This window comes from Trinickia camelliae (assembly GCF_053525655.1).
Genome location: NZ_JBCHAA010000015.1, coordinates 39,771 through 58,770 on the forward strand (window position 1 = coordinate 39,771; position 19,000 = coordinate 58,770).

Here is a 19,000-nt window from a genome sequence, read left to right on the forward strand (position 1 = left end):
CTAATTTCTGTAAGAAATCCGACACAAATCCTTCACAGTTAATTTGAGGCTTGCGCAGTACGATCGTAAGTCTCGCGACCCCGGAGTCGGCCATGCCAGACCTCTCCTACCCTCAGACGAGTACGATAAGCGGACGCGGGCGTAATATCAGTTTCGCCATCTTTTTACTAATCATCGCAATCGGCGCCATCTACGTCGCCAGCCATATCGCATCCGATTTACAGCCCGTCAAACTAGGCTCCGCACTCCCCTATCTGCTGCTCGGGGTCGCGCTTCTCATCGCGCTCGGCTTCGAATTCGTCAATGGTTTTCACGACACGGCCAACGCAGTCGCCACCGTTATCTACACGAATTCGCTTGAACCGCATCTCGCGGTGGTCTGGTCTGGCGCCTGGAATTTCCTCGGGGTGCTCGTGTCGACCGGCGCGGTCGCATTCGGCATCCTGCAACTGCTGCCGGTCGAGCTGATCTTGCAGGTCGGCAGCGGCGCTGGCTTCGCGATGGTGTTCGCGCTGCTGATCGCCGCCATTATTTGGAACCTCGGCACCTGGTTCTTCGGACTGCCTTCGTCGAGTTCGCATACGCTCGTCGGCTCGATCATCGGCGTCGGGCTGATGAATCAGATCATTCATGGGCCTTCGGGTACGAGCGGCGTCGATTGGGGCCAAGCGGCCGGCGTCGGCAAGGCGCTGCTGTTCTCTCCGATCGTCGGGTTCCTGCTGTCGGGCCTGCTGTTGATCGTGCTGAAAGCCGTCGTGCGCGTGCCCAAGCTGTACGCGGAACCGACGAAGAATACGCCGCCGCCGTTCTGGATTCGCTCGCTCCTGATCCTGACCTGCACCGGCGTCTCGTTTGCGCACGGCTCGAACGACGGCCAAAAGGGCATGGGCCTCATCATGCTGATCCTGATCGGGACCGTGCCGACCGCCTACGCGCTGAACAAGGCCGTGACGCCCGCGGAAACCGAGACGTTCATCGCGGTCACGCAGCACGTCTCCACCGTGTTCGCGAAATACACGAATGGCGCCCCGCCCTCCCAGGACCCGCGCGCCGACGTCGAAGAGTATGTGCGCACGCGTCATTTGACGCCTGAGACGCTGCCCGCGCTCAAGCAGCTCACTGAAACGATCGGCGATCAGGTTCACCAATCGGGCTCGATGGCGGCCGTGCCGCAGACTGTCGTCGACAACGTCCGCAACAATATGTATGTCACGTCCGAAGCGATCCGGCTGATCGAAAAGTCGAACGCCGTCACGTTCGCACCGGAAGACAAGAAGGCCATCGACAACTACAAGAGCCAGGTCGACCATGCGACCAAGTTCATCCCGACCTGGGTGAAGGTGGCCGTCGCGATTGCGCTTGGCCTGGGCACGATGGTCGGCTGGAAGCGGATCGTCGTGACCGTCGGCGAAAAGATCGGCAAGCAGCACTTGACCTATGGGCAAGGCGCATCCGCCGAAGTGGTCGCGATGGCGACGATTGGCATGGCCGATGTTTGGGGCCTGCCGGTTTCGACGACGCACGTCCTCGCCTCGGGCGTGGCGGGCACGATGGCCGCCAACGGGTCTGGCCTGCAATGGAGCACGGTGCGCAGCCTCGTGCTCGCGTGGGTGTTGACGCTGCCGGTGTCGATCATGTTGTCCGGCTCGCTTTATTGGGCGTTCCGGCAGCTCTTCTGACGCCGTTCGCCAAGCTCACTGCCGGCCTGCTTTTAACCGGCTCTCAAATGCAATCGGCCGCCCAAGGGCGGCCGATTTGCTTTCAGTGCGTCGTTGCGCGCGTCAATAGATTTCCGGCACGATTATGTTCGACGGCACGGGCTGGCGGAGGTAGTCGGGGTGATGCACACGCGCGGGCAACGTCACCGTCGGATGCTCGACCTCGCTATACGGCACCTGCTGCAGCAGATGGTGAATGCAGTTCAGGCGCGCGCGCTTCTTGTCGACAGCCTGCACGACCCACCACGGCGCCTCGGGAATATGCGAGCGCTGCAGCATGATTTCCTTCGCCTGCGTGTAGTCCTCCCAGCGGCGCCGGCTTTCGAGGTCCATCGGGCTCAGCTTCCACTGCTTGAGCGGATCGATGATGCGGCTCTCGAAGCGGACTTCCTGCTCTTCGTCGGTGATCGAGAACCAGTACTTGATGATCTGAATGCCGCTTCTCGATAGCATCTTTTCGAACTCCGGAACCGAGCGGAAGAACTCTTCATACTCGTCATCGGTGCAGAAGTTCATGACGCGCTCGACGCCCGCGCGGTTGTACCAGCTCCGGTCGAACAGCACGATTTCGCCGCCCGCTGGCAGGTGCGCGACGTAGCGCTGGAAATACCACTGTGTGCGCTCGCGGTTGTTCGGCGCGGGCAGCGCCGCGACGCGGCAGACGCGCGGATTCAGCCGCTGCGTGATGCGCTTGATCGCGCCGCCCTTGCCCGCGGCATCGCGGCCTTCGAAGATCACGACGAGCCGGTGGCCGGTGCTCACCACCCAGTCCTGCAGCTTCACGAGCTCGCCCTGCAAACGGAACAGCTCGCGGAAGTACATCTTGCGCGATTCGCGCGCTTCCGCCGAGAAGATCGCGTCGCCGTCCAGATTGCGATCGTCGACCTCCATTTCGAGCTCTTCGTCGTAGGCGTCGATCAGGTCTTCTTCGAAACGGCGCTGGCGTTCTTGGTCCTGCGTGTCAGCTGGGTTTTCTTTCCCGTTCATCGATTTTCTCCTCTACGGCAAATAGTGGCGCAACCATGCATTATCTAAGCGTCCAATGTCAGGCGTGTTACCTGTCGCTAACCGTTTAGCCCAACGGCTTGGCAAAGCTCAATTCGTGCCCGTCGGGGTCGCGGATGTGGAAATAGCGCTCGCCCCACGGCGCGTCCGACGGGGCGAATTCCGGCGTCAAACCCGCGGCCAGCGCCTTCCGGTATATCGCGTCGACGTCCGACACATAGACGATCGTCCGCCCCCAGACCGGGCCCGTCCCGGGTGGCCGCCCCGCCTCCGCGCTCAGGTTCAGGAACGATGTCCCGAACGCAAACGACGTAAACGCCGCATCCGGCCCGCCGAACTTGAGCTGAAAACCGAGCGCTTCGTAGAAGCGCACGGCGGCGGCCATGTCGCGCGTCACCAGCGTAATCGCGCTCAGGCTTTCAATTCGGGTCTCCGGTGCCTCTGGAATCGGGTTCGTTGCCATCTAGGCGCTCTTCGTAAGTGTCGTAGAACAAAACAAATCCGTCACCAGGCCGGTGCGAGAGCTTGATTCGTCCGGCTTGGCGTGCCTTGCGCGGCGAGCTCTTATCGGATTTTAGTGCCCGACAGCGCCCGCTGAAGCCTCGATACGACCAAGCTGACGAACAGCGCGCAAAGCGTGCCCAGCGTCACCTCGCCGAGCCGCTCCAGCGCCACGTCCCAGAGCGGGCCGTGCTGCGGCACCAGCAGCACGATCGTCGCGGTGATGGCGCCGAGGCGCGCCGCGCTGCCCACGTTCATGCACCAGCAGGCGAGGATCACCGCGCCGATGGTCGTCGCATAGCCGAGGATCTCGTGCGTGCCGGCGCCGAACCACGCGCCGGCGAAACCGAACACCCCGCCCGCCATCGCGCCGATGAACTGGTCGCGCGACAGATTGCGTGTGTCCGCGTAGGTGTGCTGCGTCACGGCAATCGCCGTGATGGCTGCCCAGAAAGCCTGCTCCGGATGCACTGCCAGAGCGATGCCGTAGGCCATGCAGGCGCCGCCCATCGCCTGCAGCGCCATCAGGAGGCCCTCGGCGATGCGGTCGCGAAACGGCAAGCCCTTGAGCAGCTCGAACAGCAGGTCTGCGGCCTGGGTGCGGACTTCGCGGCGGGTTCGCTTGGTGTCGGTGGTCGGGCGGTTCGTGTTGTCAGTCATGTCGAATTCCGAGCGGATTTCGGCATTATGCCTAGGTCGCCGCCGTGCAACATTTGCGTCTACGCGCCTGCCGATCACCGCTGGACGGGCTTCCCGCGCTCATCTTGAAATCGGGATGCTTGCCATGCATATGCGGGCCTCAATTCATCAGGAGCGTCACCATGGGACGCCGTCCGCAATTCATCGACGACCTGACGCGCATGCCGTCAGGCGCCGCAGAACCCAACCCGCTCGACGACGGTGCGCTGCTCGACGCCTACTCGCGCACCGTGATCGGCGCGCTAGAACGCGTGCAGCCTTCGGTGGCCTACGTCGCCGTCGAACGACGCCCGCCCGGCGGAGCGAACCGCGGGAGTGCGCCGCGCGGCGGCAGCGGTTCCGGGTTTCTGTTCACGCCTGACGGCTACATGCTGACGAACAGCCACGTGATTCACGGCGCGACGCACATCGGCGTGACGCTCGCCGATGGATCGCAATACGAGGCGAGCGTGGTCGGCGACGATCCGAGTACCGATCTCGCGGTGCTGCGCATCGGGTCGGCCGAAGCGCTGCCGCATGTCGAGCTGGGTGAGTCGGGGAAGCTGCGCGTCGGGCAGATTGCGATTGCGGTGGGAAATCCGCTTGGACTGACGCAGACGGTGACGACGGGGGTCGTGTCGGCGCTTGGGCGGTCGCTGCGCTCGTATTCCGGGCGGATGATCTACGACGTGATTCAGACGGATGCGGCGCTCAATCCCGGGAATTCGGGTGGTCCGCTCGTCAATTCGGCGGGACAGGTGATCGGGGTGAATACAGCGATCATTCCGGGCGCGCAGGCGCTTTCGTTTGCCACCGCTATTGATACGGCGAAGTGGGTGGTGATGCAGCTGTTTGCGCATGGACGCGTGCGGCGGGCGTATATCGGTATCGCTGGAACGACTACGCCGATTCCGCGCAAGGTGCAGCGGTTTTTTGAGCTGCCGGCGGCGACGGGGGTCCATGTGATCGAGGTTGTCGGCGACAGTCCGGCTGCGGCGGCCGGGTTGCGGGCGGGGGATACGCTGGTAGCGGTTGATTCCGTCACCGTCGATGGGATCGACGCGTTGCAGCGGGTGATGGACGTGTCGAGGATTGGGAAGGCGGTGGAGGTGGTAGTGGTTAGGAGAACGCAGAGGTTGGTTCTGACAGTTGTACCGATCGAGCAAGCGAGTTAAGCGTCATAAAAAACGGGGGCGTGCATAGCGCCGCCCCCGTTCGCATCCCTCAAATCACTGCACCACCCGCGTCACCCCCCGCCCACGCGGATCAGCCGCCGGCTCCGGCGTATCGTCATTGATCTTGATCACCTGAATATCGCCGTTAAACGACTGCGCCTTCAGCACATACCCCTTCGCTTCGACTTCCTTCGCCAGCTCGCCATCGATCGGCTTATACGGCTCCCAGAAAATCGTATTCGGCGGCAACAGCTGATGATGGAATCGCATCGCCGCAACCGCATCCTTAAGCGGCATATTGAAGTCGTAGACGTTGTTGATCACCTGGAAAATCGACGTGAAGATCCGCGAGCCGCCCGGCGTGCCGATCACGAGCGCAACCTTGCCGTCCTTCGTCAGGATGGTCGGCGTCATCGATGAAAGCGGGCGCTTGCCCGGTTCGATCGAGTTCGCGTCGCTGCCGACCACGCCGAACATGTTCGCCACGCCCGGCTTTGCGGAGAAGTCATCCATCTCGTCGTTCAGCACGATCCCCGTGCCCGGCACCACGACACCCGAGCCAAAATAGCCGTTCAACGTATAGGTGTTCGAGACCGCGTTACCCCACTTGTCGACCACCGAGAAATGCGTCGTCTCGGCCTTCTCCGGCATCGACGTGCCGAGGCCCGGCTGCACGCTCTTCGTATCCGACGGCTTGTTCGGGTCGACCTCCGACGAACGCTTCGCGAGATACGGATCGTCGATCAGCTGCGCAATCGGCACCTTGTAGAAATCCGGATCGCCGAGATACTGCGCGCGGTCCGCGAACACGCGCTTTTCGATCTCCGAGATCAGGTGGATGTACTGCGGCGAATCGAGCGTGACGCCCTCGAACTGAGGCTTCAAGAAGGCCTTCATCTTCAGCAACTGCACGAGACCGATGCCGCCCGAGCTCGGCGGCGGCGCCGTAATCACGCGATAGCCGTTCCAGTTCGCTTCCACGGGCTGGCGCCAGATCGCTTTGTATTGCAGCAAGTCGCGCTTCGTGATGAGGCCGCCGTCCTCACGCATCGATGCGGCGATGAGGTCCGCGGTCTTGCCGGTATAGAAGCCCTTCGCGCCTTCGTTCGCGATGCGCGTGAGCGTAGCCGCCAGCTCGGGCTGCTTGAAGGTCTCGCCCGCCTTCATCGACCCGAAATACTTATTGAAGTTGGTCTTGTCGTCGAAATCCTTGGCTGCGTCGTCGCGGCGCTGTTGCAATTGATCGCTGACTTCGAAACCGTCGGTCGCGTAGTGGATCGCCGGCGCGAGCACTTGCTTCCACTTGAGCTTGCCGAAGCGCCGTTGCGCCTCCCACATGCCTTCGACCGTGCCCGGCACGCCGACCGCCTTGGCGCCGACGAGGCTCATGCCCTTGATGACATTGCCGTCCTTGTCCAGGTACAGGGTCTTCGTGGCGGCGAGCGGCGCTTTCTCGCGATAGTCGATGAAGTACGGCTTGCCGGCGACATAGAGGGTCATGAACCCGCCGCCGCCGATGTTGCCGGCTTCGGGGTAGGTCACGGCGAGCGTAAAGGCGATCGCGACGGCGGCGTCGACGGCATTGCCGCCTTCCTTGAAGATCTGCTCGGCGGCGTCCGCGCTGAACTTGTCGGCGACCGCGACGGCCGAGGCGTTCAATACCGGTGTCTGTGCCGCTGGCGCCTTGGCGTATGCCGGCGCGCTTTCGATGAAGCCGATTGAAGCAGTCGCACACGCAATCACGGCCATGGCGGCGACGGTTTTCTTGACTTTGTCCAGGCTATTCATTCGGTGTCTCCCACGAAAGTCCTCTTTGGGTCAGGTAAAAAACTGCCGGTCTTTGTATACCACGGTCTATATCGTTTGCGAACAAGGCCATCGGGAAATCATGGTGCTTCCGGGGCGAAGCGGTCAGTCGATTTCTCAAAATCGAACTTTCTTGATCTACTCGCGACTTCCCTAAGACTTTTCCGAAATGAACGTCACAGGTCTGTTTTGAGATAACCCGCAAACCGATAATCGCTGCCATTCAACCCGTTTTCGGAGCGGCTACATGGCGTACAGCAAAACAATTCAAGCGGCCATTCTCGCAGCGTGCGTCGGCGCGATCATGCTTTCCAAGCCGGCGGCGGCAGCCGACACTCCCCCGGCGCCGCAGTACGCGCAGACTAAATATCCGGTCATCCTGGTGCCCGGCATCGGCGGCGCGGCGACGTTCTCGGGCGGCGCGCTCTCGACGGTGCAAGTCACGATCAACACGCTTTTGAAGCAGCTCGGCATCTCGATCACGCTGCCGTCCGAAAACGTCGACTACTTCTACGGCTTCAAGGATCAGTTGCAGCGCGACGGCGCGAAGGTCTACGTCGCGAATCTCGAGAGTTTCAACAGCGACGACGCCAAGCAAGTCATCATTCCTGGCTTGATCGAGCCGAACGTCGGGCGCGGCGAGCAGCTGCTCAGTTACGTGAAGACCGTGATGACGGAAACCGGCGCGACGAAGGTCAACCTGATCGGCCATGACCAGGGCGGGATGACGGCGCGCTACGTCGCGTCGGTCGCGCCGTCGCTGGTCGCATCGGTGACGACGATCGGCACGCCTCATAAGGGCACGGAGCTCATGGATCAGGCGATCAAGCTGATGAACGAGCAAAAGGCCGCCGACGCAGTCAACGCCGCACTGACCGCCCTCGGCATGGGCATCAGCGTGGCGAACGGCACGACCAACGTCTATACGCCGTTCCAGAACACGCTGGCGATGCTCAAGCAAATGACCACGAGCGGCGCGGCCAGCTACACCGCGAAGTTCCCAAGCCAGGGCCTGTCGGCGCAGAGCTGCAAAACCGGCGCGGCGACGGCAAGCGTCGACGGCAACGTGCAGCGCATGTACTCGTGGACGGGGGCGGCCATGCAATCTTCGAACTTCTTCGGCTACAAGATCGTCAGCGACAAGAGCCTGAGCTGGTTCCTCGATTCGGCGCTCGTCAACGACCCCTCGACGCTCCCCCTGCTGGCGTCCGGCCTCCTCCTCGCGAACCTCTCATCGGGCGACAACGACGGCTTCGTCCCCACCTGCAGCACGATGTACGGCCAGGTCATCGGCACTTACAAGTGGAACCATCTGGACGAAATCAACCAGTTCCTCGGCGTGCGCGGCGGCAGTGCCGAAGACCCGGTCGCGGTGATGCGGACGCACCTGAACCGCCTGAAAAACGACGGGGTCTGAGATCGTGAATCTGCGCGCCATCACTTGGGGAGTTGCGGCGGTCGCGGTTGGCGCGGCCGCCGCGTTCGGAATCTATCAGCGCGCCGGCAATACGCCGGCGAATCCGGCGCCGGCAGCCGCGGCGAGCGCTTCGATGCAAGGCGTGACGCCGCCCAGTATTACCGGAGCATCCGCGGCAAGCGTCGCTGCGGCGGCGCTCGAAGGCACCACGGCGCCACGCCTGCCGCTCGACGCGCAGGGCCATCTCGCCCGTGTCCGAGACGTCCGAGATTTCTTCGACTACTTCCTGACCGCACGTAGCCAGCTCGGCGACGCCGCGCTCAATGCGCAAGTGTCGGCGGCGCTTCACGCGCAACTCGCCGGCAAGCCCGCCGAAGGCGAGGCCACGCAACTTTGGGAACGCTATCGCGCTTATCTGGACGCGGTCGACCAAATGCCCGCCAACGACAAGACCGAACCCCCGTCAGCCGCCAGCCTCGACTTCGATTCGATAGCGCGCTCGATCGATCAGCGCGCACGCCTCGCCTCGGACAAACTCGGCGAATGGGCGAACGTGTTCTTCGCCGACGAGTTCAGCGAGCAGCGCTATTCCCTCGCTCGCGTGCGAATCATGGCCGATACGTCGCTGTCAGCCGCAGAGAAGGCCCGCCAGCTTGAAGCGCTCGAACAGAGCCTGCCGGCCGCCAAGCGGGAAGCGCTGGCCCGCGAGCACCGCGACGATGCAGCGCGGCAAAACCTCCAGCAAGCGCTGCAACAGGGCGGCTCACCCGAAGCGGCGCGGGCGGCGGCCCAGGCGTTCGGCCCCGAAGCCGCTGAACGGGCCGCGAACTTCGCGCAGGAGGAGCGCGACTGGCGAGATCGCTACGCGCAGTACGCCACGCAACGCGCGCAGATCGACGCGCAACACCTCGCACCGGAGGATCGCGAGCGCCAACTGGCCCAATTGCGGCAGCAGTACTTCAGCAATCCGGGCGACGCCCGCCGCGCCGCCGCATTCGACGGCTCCTGATCTGCGAGCACGCCGGCCCTCATCAGAGCGGCCGGCGTTTCGTTTTTCTACCAGCGCCAGCCAACGTTCGGCAACCGAGCGCACTTGCGCGTGTCACCTCCGCTAGTTACAGTCGGGCATCAGACCCTCATACCTTTGCGGAGCCGTCCCCCATGCTCATGCGCACCGTTCCCGCCAGGCAAGGCGCACAGTGGATTGCCGACGGATGGGCGCTGTTCCGGCTGCATCCGTGGATCTGGATCGCGCTCGGCGTGATCAATCTGGTCGTCGGCCTGGTCCTCCAGTCGATACCTTACGCAAGCGCGCTGAATTCCGTGTTCGCGGTGCTTTGGACCGGCGGCGTCTGCGTCGCCGCCGAACGCTGCCGCACCACGGGGCTCGTGCGCATCGCCGACGTGACCGAAGGCATGCGCGCCAAGCTCCAGCCGCTCTTCGCTGCAGGCGTATTCGCGTTTTTGATCACGATCATTTGCGATCTGACCGGCAGCAGCGTGGCGGATGGCTTTTCGCTGCTGCTGAAGACGGTGCCGAGCCATCAGATCTCGGGCGTCTGGCACGACGTGCCGTGGCTGTTCGTTCTCGTCTATGTCGTGGCCGCCGTGGGCGGCACGATGGCGCTATGGCTCGCGCCACCGCTCATCGTGCTGACCGATGCCGCGCCCGTCGACGCGCTCAAGCAGAGCTTCGAAGCCGCCTGCCGCAATATGTGGCCGACACTGATCTACGGATTGATCGTCGCGGGACTCGCGATCGCGTCGATCGTCACGCTCGGGCTCGGCTTGCTCGTGATCGTGCCGCTGATCTATCTGTCCACATTCGCGGCCTGCCGCGAGATCTTTTCGATCGAATCTGACGAATCGGCCTGACATCGGGCACCCGGCGCCCGTCACTTCATATAGCCGCGCCGTTCAACCCGGCCGCGCGAAGTCGCTTTCAATCCATTTCGAGGCACTGGCCTGCGTCAGCTTGAAGTTCGGCGCGGTCTTGACTCGCGCAAGCTCACTGCCTGTTTCGTCGATAGCGGCCAGCATCGCGTGCGGTTCGTACTCGTCCGGGACGATATCGAGCGTCACCGTGATATCGCCCGCCGCACCCGAGACCGTCACGCTCTTGTGCAGCATCGCGTGCAACTGCTGCTCGTGGCGGCGCAGCACCTCGGAAGCCGTCTTGACGAGCGTGTTGAACGCCGCCTGGTCGAGCGGCTTGGGGTTCTTCTTGTCGCGGCCCATCGTCCATGGGCCGACCAGCGCCGGCTCCGCCTTGCCGTCCTGAATCATCTCGACGGCCCAGCCGTCGTCGTCCTCGTTCTTGATCACGCGCGCGGTCCAGCCGTCGCAGCGCCATAAGCGCGGTTCGCGGATGTCGGACTGGTCGTCCACGATGGAATCGAGCGTTGGTTCGTCAGAGGATGGCATTGGGACTTCGGTCATGGCAGCGGCGTTTCGAGTGCGAAGGTGTTGCGAGGGTGTTGCGCGGAAATGAAGCGCGAGCGATGGATTCTACCCGCGTTTGCAAGCACGCTTGTGCGTCCTATGCCATTCGGCCAAGCAACGCTGGCGCTCGTGCACGGCCGTTAGTTGAGTTCGCGAATCAAATTCATGATGGCAGTCCGTTTCGAGGTGTAACGCTTGTACACGCGCGCGCGGCGATCTGCGAAGATACGCGCCCGTTTTCGTCGCTCCGCGCCCTAGCGCGCCGCTCTCCTCGCCTGCTATCAATCATGGCTTCCAACAAAGCACACCACGCCACCGGATGGGCCGCCGGCGTCATCGCCGCCGCCATCGTCACTCGAGCGGGCGCGGGCGGGCCCGCCTACGTGTGGAGCGTGCTCGCCTGTCTCGCCGGCATCGCGGGCGGCACCGCGCCCGATTGGCTGGAACTCGCGTGGTGGTCGAAATCGCGCAGGCTTTGGATCACGCATCGCACGCTCACGCATTGGGGCATCGCGTGGGCTGCGCTGCTGGTCGCGTCGTACTTGCAGCTTCGGCATCACCACGTGGCGGCACTCCCGTTCGGATTCGCCTGCGGCGGGCTCATGCATCTGCTCGCCGATTGGCCCAATCCGCTCGGCGTGCCGTGGATCGCGCGCCGCCATTCGCTGAATTGGTGGAACAGCGGGCATTGCGATCTGCTGATCGTCGCCGCCGCCTGGGGCATCGCGTTTTTTGTCTGTCGCCATGTGTGGGTAGACGGCATCAACGTGCCACATTTTCTGCGGCGTCTGTAGCGATCATCGAGCTGTCAGCTGACAGCAGGTGACATAACACCACCACAAGCGCACCACCCCGCTCTCTGGCAAACTTCCCGTTTATCCAGCCGAAAAGCAGGGCGCTGCGCGCGCGGCGAATGCGCGCGACACGCCCTCACGTCGCGCCAATGAGCAGTCAACCGCGCCCCTCTCCGTCTGCCGAGGCACTGGCCGATTTCCATCCCGTCGTCGCGGCCTGGTTTTCGCGGACGTTCTCCGCGCCCACCAGCGCCCAGACGCGCGCGTGGCCGCACATCCTGCGCGGCCGCTCGACGCTCGTCGCGGCGCCGACCGGTTCGGGCAAGACGCTCACCGCGTTCCTGTCCGCGCTCGACGAGCTCGTGCGCGAAGGTCTCGCGCACGGCGGCACGCTGCCTGACGAGACGATGGTCGTCTACGTTTCGCCATTGAAGGCGCTCTCGAACGACATCCACGCCAACCTCGACGTACCGCTCGCCGGCATTGCGGACGAGCTCGCGCGGCGCGGCCTGCCCGCCGTCGAGATCCGCACTGCCGTGCGCACCGGCGACACCACGCAAGCCGAGCGCAACGCGCTCAGAAAACGCGCGCCCCACATTCTCGTGACGACGCCCGAATCGCTGTACGTCCTGCTGTCGTCGGATTCCGGCCGACGCATGCTCGCCACCACGCGCACGGTCATCGTCGACGAAATTCACGCGATGGCGGGCAGCAAGCGCGGCAGTCATCTCGCGCTCTCGCTGGAACGGCTCGACGCGCTTTGCAAACGGCGCTTGCCACGCATCGGGCTGTCCGCGACGCAAAAGCCGATCGAAGCGGTCGCGCGGTTTTTGGTCGGCGGCAAAGGTGGCGAGGGTGGCAAGGGCAACGAGGGCGAGCCTTGCGAGATCGTCGATACCGGCCACGTCCGGCAGCGCGATCTCGCCTTGGAGCTCCCCCCCGTTCCGCTCGAAGCCGTGATGGCCAACGAGGTGTGGGAGCGCGTCTACGACCGCCTCGCCGAGCTCGCCGCCGCGCACAAGACGACGCTCGTCTTCGTCAACACGCGGCGCATGGCCGAGCGCGCCGCTCGTCATTTGACGGAGCGGCTCGGCAAGCTCGCCGTCGCCGCGCACCACGGCAGCATGGCGAAGGAGCATCGGCTCGATGCCGAGCAGCGCTTGAAGCGCGGCGAGCTGCGCGTGCTGATCGCGACGGCGTCGCTGGAGCTCGGCATCGATATCGGCGACGTCGAGCTCGTCTGCCAGATCGGCTCGCCGCGCGCGATCGCGGCGTTCCTGCAACGCGTCGGACGCTCGGGCCACCATGTCGGCGGCATGCCCAAGGGGCGGCTCTTTCCGACCTCGCGCGACGATCTGATCGAATGTGCGACCCTCATCGATTGCGTGAAGCGCGGCGAGCTCGATGCGCTCGTCATTCCGCGCGCGCCGCTCGACGTGCTCGCGCAGCAGATCGTCGCCGAAGTCGCTTGCGACGAGTGGAGCGAGGACGCGCTCTTCGAATGCTTCAAGCACGCGTCGCCCTATGAAGCGCTCACGCGCGAGCAGTACGACGCCGTGCTTCGCATGCTCGCGGAGGGCTATACGAGCCGGCATGGGCCGCGCGGCTCGTATATCCATCGCGACGTCGTGAGCGGCACGCTGCGCGGCCGGCGCGGCGGCAAGCTGACGGCCGTCACCTCGGGCGGCACGATTCCCGACAACGCCGATTACGCCGTGCTGCTGGAGCCGCAGGGCGTCAACATCGGCACCGTCAACGAGGACTTCGCGATCGAAAGCCTCGCGGGCGACGTCTTCCAATTGGGCAACACCTCGTATCGCATCCTGCGCGTGGAGCCGGGGCGCGTGCGCGTGGCGGACGCGGAGGGGCAGGCGCCGAACATTCCGTTCTGGCTCGGCGAGGCGCCGGGGCGCAGCGATGAATTGTCGGCGGCCGTGGCGCGCTTGCGCTCCCAGCTCAATCGATTGCTGGACGGCAAATCGCCCTCTCACACGCCGCAGCGCGCCCAGGCCCAAGCGCTCGCACCCGCGATCGCCTGGCTCGTCGACGAACTCGGCTTGAGCGACAGCGCCGCGCAGCAAATCGTCGACTACCTCGCGCGAGCGCGCGCCGCGCTCACCGTGCTGCCGACCCAGGACACGCTCGTCATGGAGCGTTTCTTCGACGAATCCGGCGGCACCCAACTCGTGATCCACGCGCCGTTCGGCAGCCGGATCAACCGCGCCTGGGGGCTCGCGCTGCGCAAGCGCTTCTGCCGCACGTTCAACTTCGAGCTGCAAGCGGCGGCCACCGAAGACGCGATCGTCCTCTCGCTCACCGGCGCCCACAGCTTCACGCTCGACGACGTCTGGCGCTATCTGCATTCGAACAGCGCCGAGCACATCCTGATCCAGGCGCTGCTCGACGCGCCGCTCTTCAACGTGCGCTGGCGCTGGAACGCGACGACGTCGCTCGCGTTGCCGCGCTACACGGGCGGCCGCAAGACCGCGCCGCAATTGCAGCGGATGAAGAGCGAGGACTTGCTGGCGTCGGTGTTTCCCGATCAAGTCGCGTGCCTCGAGAACGTGGTCGGCGAACGCGAGCTGCCGTCGCATCCGCTCGTCGATCAAACGATCGACGACTGCCTCCACGACGCGATGGACGCCGACGGTTGGCTCGCGCTGCTGCGCCGGATCGAGCGCGGCGAGATCGCGCTGATCACGCGCGAATTGCCCGCTCCGTCGCCGCTCGCGGCCGAGATCCTGAACGCGAAACCGTACGCGTTTCTCGACGACGCGCCGCTCGAAGAGCGCCGCACGCAGGCCGTGCTATCGCGGCGCTGGAGCGACCCGGAAAGCGCGGACGACCTCGGCGCGCTCGATGCCGACGCGATCGCGAGCGTGCGCGAGGAAGCATGGCCGCAAGTGCGCGGCGACGACGAAATGCACGAAGCGCTGACGGGCCTCGCGTGCATCACCGACGCCGAAGCGCGCCACCACGAAGGCTGGCTCGCGTGGCTCGAATCGCTGGCCGCGTCGGGGCGCGCGGCACGGCTGCAAGTTGCGCGCAACGATGCGCTGTGGCTCCCCGCCGAGCGCGTGATGTGTCTGCACGCGATCTATCCCGAGGCTCGACTCGAACCTCGTCTTGCGCCGCCCAAGGGCTTCACCGATGCGTGGACGGAAGACGAAGCCATCACCGATGTCGTGCGCGCGCGGCTGACCGGCTTCGGCCCGTTGCCCGTATCCGCGATTGCGCGCGCGCTCGCGCTGCCTGCGTCGACGGTGGCGGCTGCGCTCGTACGGCTCGAAAGCGAAGGCTACGTGATGCGCGGCCGCTTCAGCCCCGGCGCCGAGCAAGAGGAATGGTGCGAGCGGCATTTGCTTGCGCGCATTCATCGCTATACGGTGCGGCGCTTGCGACGCGAGATCGAACCGGTCGAACGCGCGGACTTCATGCGCTTCCTCTTTCAATGGCAGCACCTCACGCCCGATACGCGCGGTGAAGGACGCGATGCGCTCGCCGCCATCGTCGATCAGCTCGAAGGCTTCGAGGCGGCTGCGTCGGCTTGGGAGGAGGAGATTCTTCCCGCGCGGCTCAAGGACTATTCGGTCACGGCCATCGACGAGCTGTGCCGCTCGGGCAAGGTGGTGTGGACGCGTCTGGGCGGACGCCTTTCCGTTCGCCCCGCGCAGCACGGCGCCAGCACGCCCGTGCGCACGACGCCGATCGTGCTGCTGCCCCGCCGCGAGCTGGCCGCCTGGCATGCGCTCGGCGATCCGTCGATTGAGCCGGAGCTGTCGGCGCGTGCGCAGCGCGTTCATGACGCGCTGACGCAACACGGCGCGATGTTCTTCGACGAACTGCTCGGCGACACGCATCTGCTGCGCGTCGAGCTCGAGACCGCGCTGGGCGAACTCGTCGCCGCCGGACTCGTGAACTCGGATAGCTTCGCGGGCCTGCGCGCGCTCTTGACGCCTGCCGCCGGGCGCCACGGCGCACCCCGCCGCCGCAGCGGCCGCCCTTTGCGCGCGGGCGCGCTGATCGGCGGGATGGACGACGCGGGCCGTTGGGCGCTCGTGCGGCGCCCGCTGCGCGCAGCGTCGAAAGAGGAAGAAGCAAACCCGGACACCATCGCGGTGCCTCGCGCCACGGCGTCCTCATCGCATATCGCCGAGCCCGAAGTCCTCGAACACATCGCGATGACGCTACTGCGCCGCTATGGCGTCGTCTGCTGGCTGCTGCTCGAACGCGAGGCGGCATGGCTGCCGCGCTGGCGCGACCTGCTGCGCGTGCTGCAACGGCTCGAAGCGCGCGGGCAGGTGCGCGGCGGGCGCTTCGTCAATGGCATTTCAGGCGAGCAGTTCGCGCTGCCGGAAGCCATTCCACTGCTGCGCGAGACGCGCAAGCAACGCCAAAGCGGAACCAGTCAACCGCAGATGATCTGCGTGTGCGGCGCCGACCCGCTCAATCTCGTCGGCACGATCCTGCCCGGCGACAAGATCCCCGCGCTCGCAGGCAACCGCGTCCTGTTTCGCGACGGCGTGCCGATCGCGACGCTGATCGCCGGAAAGTTCGAGTACGCGCACGAACTCGATGCGAGCGAGAAGGAAGACGCGCGGCTGCGCCTGGCGCGCCGCTACTGAGCGTCGCCGTTTCGACCCATACCTCGAAAAGCTTTGCCATGTTCTTCAAAAACGCGGCCGACTATTCGTCTGAACATTTGCCGGCGCCTTCATCTCTGAATCCGCCGGCCTGCGGTGACCGTTTGGATCGAACGGCACGCGGGCCATGGCGACAACGAAGGTTGTCCAAGTGGCGCGGGGAATAGACAAATCGCTTCAAAACTTCAATGGAGGTTTGTGATGGCTACGTGGCAAACGATTACCCAGACTGGCGGCCCGCTGCGCTGGTTCGTCTGGGGCGGGAACATTACCAATCACGAAGCTTTCGCGTTCACGCTACAGAGCGCGGAAAACAACGTCGGCGCGCTGATTTCCGACATCACCGTATTCGTCCACAACAACGATTCGGGCGGAGAGCCGAGCTACGGCATTACGCTCAACGCGGTGGATCAGTTTGCCCGCCCGGTCAATCAGGGCATCACGGGCAACTTCGAAAGCAACGGCGTTTAACGGCGCTTAGGAGACGAACGATGAAAGTCAATCTGGTCAAGGATGCGAGCGGGCGGGTCATCGCGACCTTCGAGAACGGCTCTGCCAGCGGGCCCTCGCTTCGGCCCGAGCTGCAGCCCGGGCACACGGTGGAAGTGGTCGACGCTGCCGAGAATTACAAGGCGGATATCGATACGTTCTACAAACAAAATAGCCGCTAGCAACCGGCCATTCGAACCTTCCGATGAGGGTGGTGCGGCTCGTTCCGAACTGCCGTCAGCTGGGGTTTGATGTCGAAACGTCCAGGGTTCCACGCTCGTGAAATCCTGGACAGCGCTCGATGCCGAGCCAGAGAGAATCATTCAATATTCTTTCTGTTAATTTACAAATTACTTTCACGTCTTAGGACGAGTCTGATTCCTTCCAGGTAACGCGTCACCGACACTCTCCAGCTTCCGAGCAGCAACTGCTCCCACCAAGAAAGAGAGTTTCGACACATGAACAAGGCAGTTACCGTCTCGCTGATTTCCCTCGCACTGGCAACCGGCAGCGCATTCGCCGCTGACGCCCCCGTATCGGGCGTCGAGAACGCGGGCGGCTACTACGGCGCGGCCCGTCTCGTGGAGATGCTGCAATCCGTCAAGAGCACGGAACTGACGAGCCCGCGCGTGACCGGCATGGTCCGCGGACCGGATACGAAAGACCGCCTCAACGGCTCACTCGCGCTCGGCTATGACTTCGGCAACGGCTGGCGTACGGAAGGCGAATACACACTGCCGCGCGATGCTGGCTTCGACAGCTACTGGGCGCCGTTCACCGCCAACGCCAACCATTTCCAAGTCCGCTCGCAGCGCCTGATGTTCAACGGCTACCGCGACTACAACGTCGGCCGCGGCTTCTCGCTCTACGGCATGGCCGGTCTCGGCGTGGCCTTCGTCTCGGCCGACGGCTGGCAAGGCAACCCCAATCGCTCGTTCGCCAAGAACTCGCAGAACAACTTCAGCTATTCGTTCGGCGCGGGCGTCAACTACAAGGTGACCAAGCGCGTGACGGTCGAAGCAGGCTATCGTTTCGTCGACATGGGCAACGTGCAGACGAGCTATAACAACTTCCGCATGGGCGCCATCGGTGTCCTGCCGCGCGACGAGCAATTGAAGGCGCGCCTGATGTCGAACGAATTCTTCCTCGGCGCCCGTTCGACGTTCTAAGCGTCTCACCTCCTCGAATCGCCGGGCCTGCCGCTTCGTCTTGTGTTCGAAGCGAAACGCAGCGCCCGGCCGCAACGCTCGCTGAGCTCGGCCTTGAGCGTCGCGCTCGGCGGATTCAAGCGTGCACGCCGATTAACACCGCTGCGGCGCATTCAGCACCGCAATCTGCTCGGCGACCTCCCTCAGCCGCTCGCGCAGTTCGACAGGCTCCAACACCTCGACGTGCCCCGCGAGCCGCAGCAATTGCTCCGCCGCAAAATCGACCGGCTCGATCGGCAGCGTGACTTCGCGCCAGCCGTCGACGCTCTCCCCGACGCGCGCCTGCTCGACGGCCGCCGCGCCCATCCGATGCAGCCGCGACAAGCCCTCGTCGGTCACGCGCAGGCGTGCAGCGCCCTTCAATAGCCCGCGCTCGAAACGCTCGACCGCCGCGAGCCACGCCTCGCGCAGCGCGAAACCCGCAGGGCGTTCGAACGTTTCATCGAGCACCGTCAGATGCGTGATGTTGGCGACCTTGTAGATTCGGTCTTCTTCGGCTGAGCTTCTTCGCGAAGCGGAACGAACGGCGCCTGCGAACAGGTACCAATCCCCTGCCTTCAGCACGAGCCCGAGCGGCTTGAGCGTGCGCGCTCCGCTCGCGGCCCATCCTGCGTAGTCGATCGCGATCCGCTTCTCGTCCCACACGGCCTGCGCAAGCTGCGGCAAAAGCGGCGCAGCGGCAGGACGTTTGTACCAATCGACCGGATCGACAAAAAGACGCGAGCCGATGCGCGACGTATCCGCGGCGGCGTCGGGCAGCTCGGTCACGAGCTTCAGTTGCGCCGAATGAAACTCGTCGGCCACGCCGAGCGCCGAGGCGGCGTCCGCGAGGCCGGCGATCGGCAGCGTCTCCGCCTCGGCCTTCGTCATGCCGGTCAAGTGCGCGCGATAGCCGCCGAGCAGCGCGAAACCGCCGCCCGGCCCACGGTCCGCGTAGACAGGTACGCCTGCGGCGCTCAGTTGCTCGACGTCGCGATAGATCGTGCGGATCGACACTTCGAACTCCTCCGCAAGCGCCTGCGCCGTCACGCGGCCCTTGATTTGCAGCAGAAGCAGCATCGACACGAGCCGGCTCGTTCGCAATTTTTCCTCGCCCGAAAATACCTGACATCATCTGTCAGCTA

Annotated in this window: 16 protein-coding genes; 10 read left to right on the forward strand and 6 right to left on the reverse strand. The window is 64.5% G+C overall.

What is annotated here, in order from left to right; genetic code table 11:
- Positions 1-92: 92 nt before the first annotated feature.
- A complete protein-coding gene (locus AAHK20_RS23320) occupies positions 93-1,679 on the forward strand; it encodes an inorganic phosphate transporter (protein WP_449183867.1) in 1,587 nt (528 codons plus the stop codon).
- 102 nt (positions 1,680-1,781) lie between these two features.
- On the opposite strand, the gene ppk2 is transcribed toward AAHK20_RS23320, so the two are convergent.
- The 3 genes from ppk2 to AAHK20_RS23335 all read right to left on the reverse strand — a co-directional run bounded on the left by ppk2 (position 1,782) and on the right by AAHK20_RS23335 (position 3,884).
- Entirely contained in the window at positions 1,782-2,705 is a 924-nt protein-coding gene (ppk2, locus tag AAHK20_RS23325) for a polyphosphate kinase 2 (RefSeq protein WP_449183868.1), read from the reverse strand.
- 85 nt (positions 2,706-2,790) lie between these two features.
- Positions 2,791-3,186, reverse strand: a complete 396-nt coding sequence (locus tag AAHK20_RS23330) for a VOC family protein (protein WP_449183869.1) — start codon at positions 3,184-3,186, stop codon at positions 2,791-2,793.
- Between the two features lie 101 nt (positions 3,187-3,287).
- Positions 3,288-3,884, reverse strand: a complete 597-nt coding sequence (locus AAHK20_RS23335; RefSeq protein WP_449183870.1) for an FUSC family protein — start codon at positions 3,882-3,884, stop codon at positions 3,288-3,290.
- Between the two features lie 161 nt (positions 3,885-4,045).
- Here AAHK20_RS23335 and AAHK20_RS23340 point away from each other — a divergent pair, with 161 nt between their 5' ends.
- On the forward strand, positions 4,046-5,077 hold the full coding sequence (locus AAHK20_RS23340) for a S1C family serine protease (RefSeq protein WP_449183871.1): 1,032 nt from the start codon (positions 4,046-4,048) through the stop codon (positions 5,075-5,077).
- 54 nt (positions 5,078-5,131) lie between these two features.
- On the opposite strand, the gene ggt is transcribed toward AAHK20_RS23340, so the two are convergent.
- The gene (gene ggt, locus AAHK20_RS23345; RefSeq protein ID WP_449184037.1) at positions 5,132-6,826 is read right to left on the reverse strand and encodes a gamma-glutamyltransferase; all 1,695 of its coding nucleotides are present in this window, start codon (positions 6,824-6,826) and stop codon (positions 5,132-5,134) included.
- A gap of 304 nt (positions 6,827-7,130) precedes the next feature.
- Here ggt and AAHK20_RS23350 point away from each other — a divergent pair, with 304 nt between their 5' ends.
- The 3 genes from AAHK20_RS23350 (at position 7,131) to AAHK20_RS23360 (ending at position 10,175) form a co-directional block, all read left to right on the forward strand.
- Complete coding sequence (locus tag AAHK20_RS23350; protein ID WP_449183872.1) at positions 7,131-8,300, forward strand: esterase/lipase family protein; 1,170 nt, start codon at positions 7,131-7,133, stop codon at positions 8,298-8,300.
- A gap of 4 nt (positions 8,301-8,304) precedes the next feature.
- Positions 8,305-9,309, forward strand: a complete 1,005-nt coding sequence (locus AAHK20_RS23355; protein WP_449183873.1) for a lipase secretion chaperone — start codon at positions 8,305-8,307, stop codon at positions 9,307-9,309.
- 152 nt (positions 9,310-9,461) lie between these two features.
- Positions 9,462-10,175, forward strand: coding sequence for a BPSS1780 family membrane protein (locus AAHK20_RS23360; protein ID WP_449183874.1), 714 nt, complete (start codon positions 9,462-9,464; stop codon positions 10,173-10,175).
- 42 nt (positions 10,176-10,217) lie between these two features.
- Here AAHK20_RS23360 and AAHK20_RS23365 read toward each other — a convergent pair whose 3' ends face one another.
- Positions 10,218-10,724: a hypothetical protein gene (locus tag AAHK20_RS23365; protein WP_449183875.1), complete on the reverse strand. Its 507-nt coding sequence runs from the start codon at positions 10,722-10,724 to the stop codon at positions 10,218-10,220.
- 305 nt (positions 10,725-11,029) lie between these two features.
- On the opposite strand from AAHK20_RS23365, the gene AAHK20_RS23370 reads away from it, so the two are divergent.
- From AAHK20_RS23370 to AAHK20_RS23390, 5 genes are all read left to right on the forward strand, one after another.
- Positions 11,030-11,536, forward strand: a complete 507-nt coding sequence (locus tag AAHK20_RS23370; RefSeq protein WP_449183876.1) for a metal-dependent hydrolase — start codon at positions 11,030-11,032, stop codon at positions 11,534-11,536.
- A 149-nt stretch (positions 11,537-11,685) separates the two neighbouring features.
- Entirely contained in the window at positions 11,686-16,161 is a 4,476-nt protein-coding gene (locus tag AAHK20_RS23375) for a DEAD/DEAH box helicase (RefSeq protein WP_449183877.1), read from the forward strand.
- 219 nt (positions 16,162-16,380) lie between these two features.
- Positions 16,381-16,650 carry a hypothetical protein gene (locus tag AAHK20_RS23380; protein ID WP_449183878.1) on the forward strand — a complete coding sequence of 90 codons (270 nt, stop codon included), beginning with the start codon at positions 16,381-16,383 and terminating at the stop codon, positions 16,648-16,650.
- A gap of 20 nt (positions 16,651-16,670) precedes the next feature.
- The gene (locus AAHK20_RS23385) at positions 16,671-16,850 is read left to right on the forward strand and encodes a hypothetical protein (RefSeq protein ID WP_449183879.1); all 180 of its coding nucleotides are present in this window, start codon (positions 16,671-16,673) and stop codon (positions 16,848-16,850) included.
- A gap of 276 nt (positions 16,851-17,126) precedes the next feature.
- Complete coding sequence (locus AAHK20_RS23390; RefSeq protein ID WP_449183880.1) at positions 17,127-17,837, forward strand: outer membrane protein; 711 nt, start codon at positions 17,127-17,129, stop codon at positions 17,835-17,837.
- Between the two features lie 132 nt (positions 17,838-17,969).
- On the opposite strand, the gene AAHK20_RS23395 is transcribed toward AAHK20_RS23390, so the two are convergent.
- Positions 17,970-18,935, reverse strand: a complete 966-nt coding sequence (locus AAHK20_RS23395; RefSeq protein ID WP_449184038.1) for a helix-turn-helix transcriptional regulator — start codon at positions 18,933-18,935, stop codon at positions 17,970-17,972.
- Between the last annotated feature and the right edge of the window lie 65 nt (positions 18,936-19,000).

What these genes read in the sequence shown, in the direction of transcription:
- AAHK20_RS23365 (WP_449183875.1), bottom strand. Translation starts at nt 10,724, where the DNA reads ATGCCATCCTCTGACGAACCAACGCTCGATTCCATCGTGGACGACCAG.
- AAHK20_RS23375 (WP_449183877.1), top strand. Translation starts at nt 11,686, where the DNA reads ATGAGCAGTCAACCGCGCCCCTCTCCGTCTGCCGAGGCACTGGCCGAT.
- AAHK20_RS23380 (WP_449183878.1), top strand. Translation starts at nt 16,381, where the DNA reads ATGGCTACGTGGCAAACGATTACCCAGACTGGCGGCCCGCTGCGCTGG.
- AAHK20_RS23385 (WP_449183879.1), top strand. Translation starts at nt 16,671, where the DNA reads ATGAAAGTCAATCTGGTCAAGGATGCGAGCGGGCGGGTCATCGCGACC.
- ppk2 (WP_449183868.1), bottom strand. Translation starts at nt 2,705, where the DNA reads ATGAACGGGAAAGAAAACCCAGCTGACACGCAGGACCAAGAACGCCAG.
- AAHK20_RS23340 (WP_449183871.1), top strand. Translation starts at nt 4,046, where the DNA reads ATGGGACGCCGTCCGCAATTCATCGACGACCTGACGCGCATGCCGTCA.
- ggt (WP_449184037.1), bottom strand. Translation starts at nt 6,826, where the DNA reads ATGGCCGTGATTGCGTGTGCGACTGCTTCAATCGGCTTCATCGAAAGC.
- AAHK20_RS23335 (WP_449183870.1), bottom strand. Translation starts at nt 3,884, where the DNA reads ATGACTGACAACACGAACCGCCCGACCACCGACACCAAGCGAACCCGC.
- AAHK20_RS23320 (WP_449183867.1), top strand. Translation starts at nt 93, where the DNA reads ATGCCAGACCTCTCCTACCCTCAGACGAGTACGATAAGCGGACGCGGG.
- AAHK20_RS23395 (WP_449184038.1), bottom strand. Translation starts at nt 18,935, where the DNA reads ATGCTGCTTCTGCTGCAAATCAAGGGCCGCGTGACGGCGCAGGCGCTT.
- AAHK20_RS23330 (WP_449183869.1), bottom strand. Translation starts at nt 3,186, where the DNA reads ATGGCAACGAACCCGATTCCAGAGGCACCGGAGACCCGAATTGAAAGC.
- AAHK20_RS23390 (WP_449183880.1), top strand. Translation starts at nt 17,127, where the DNA reads ATGAACAAGGCAGTTACCGTCTCGCTGATTTCCCTCGCACTGGCAACC.
- AAHK20_RS23370 (WP_449183876.1), top strand. Translation starts at nt 11,030, where the DNA reads ATGGCTTCCAACAAAGCACACCACGCCACCGGATGGGCCGCCGGCGTC.
- AAHK20_RS23360 (WP_449183874.1), top strand. Translation starts at nt 9,462, where the DNA reads ATGCTCATGCGCACCGTTCCCGCCAGGCAAGGCGCACAGTGGATTGCC.
- AAHK20_RS23350 (WP_449183872.1), top strand. Translation starts at nt 7,131, where the DNA reads ATGGCGTACAGCAAAACAATTCAAGCGGCCATTCTCGCAGCGTGCGTC.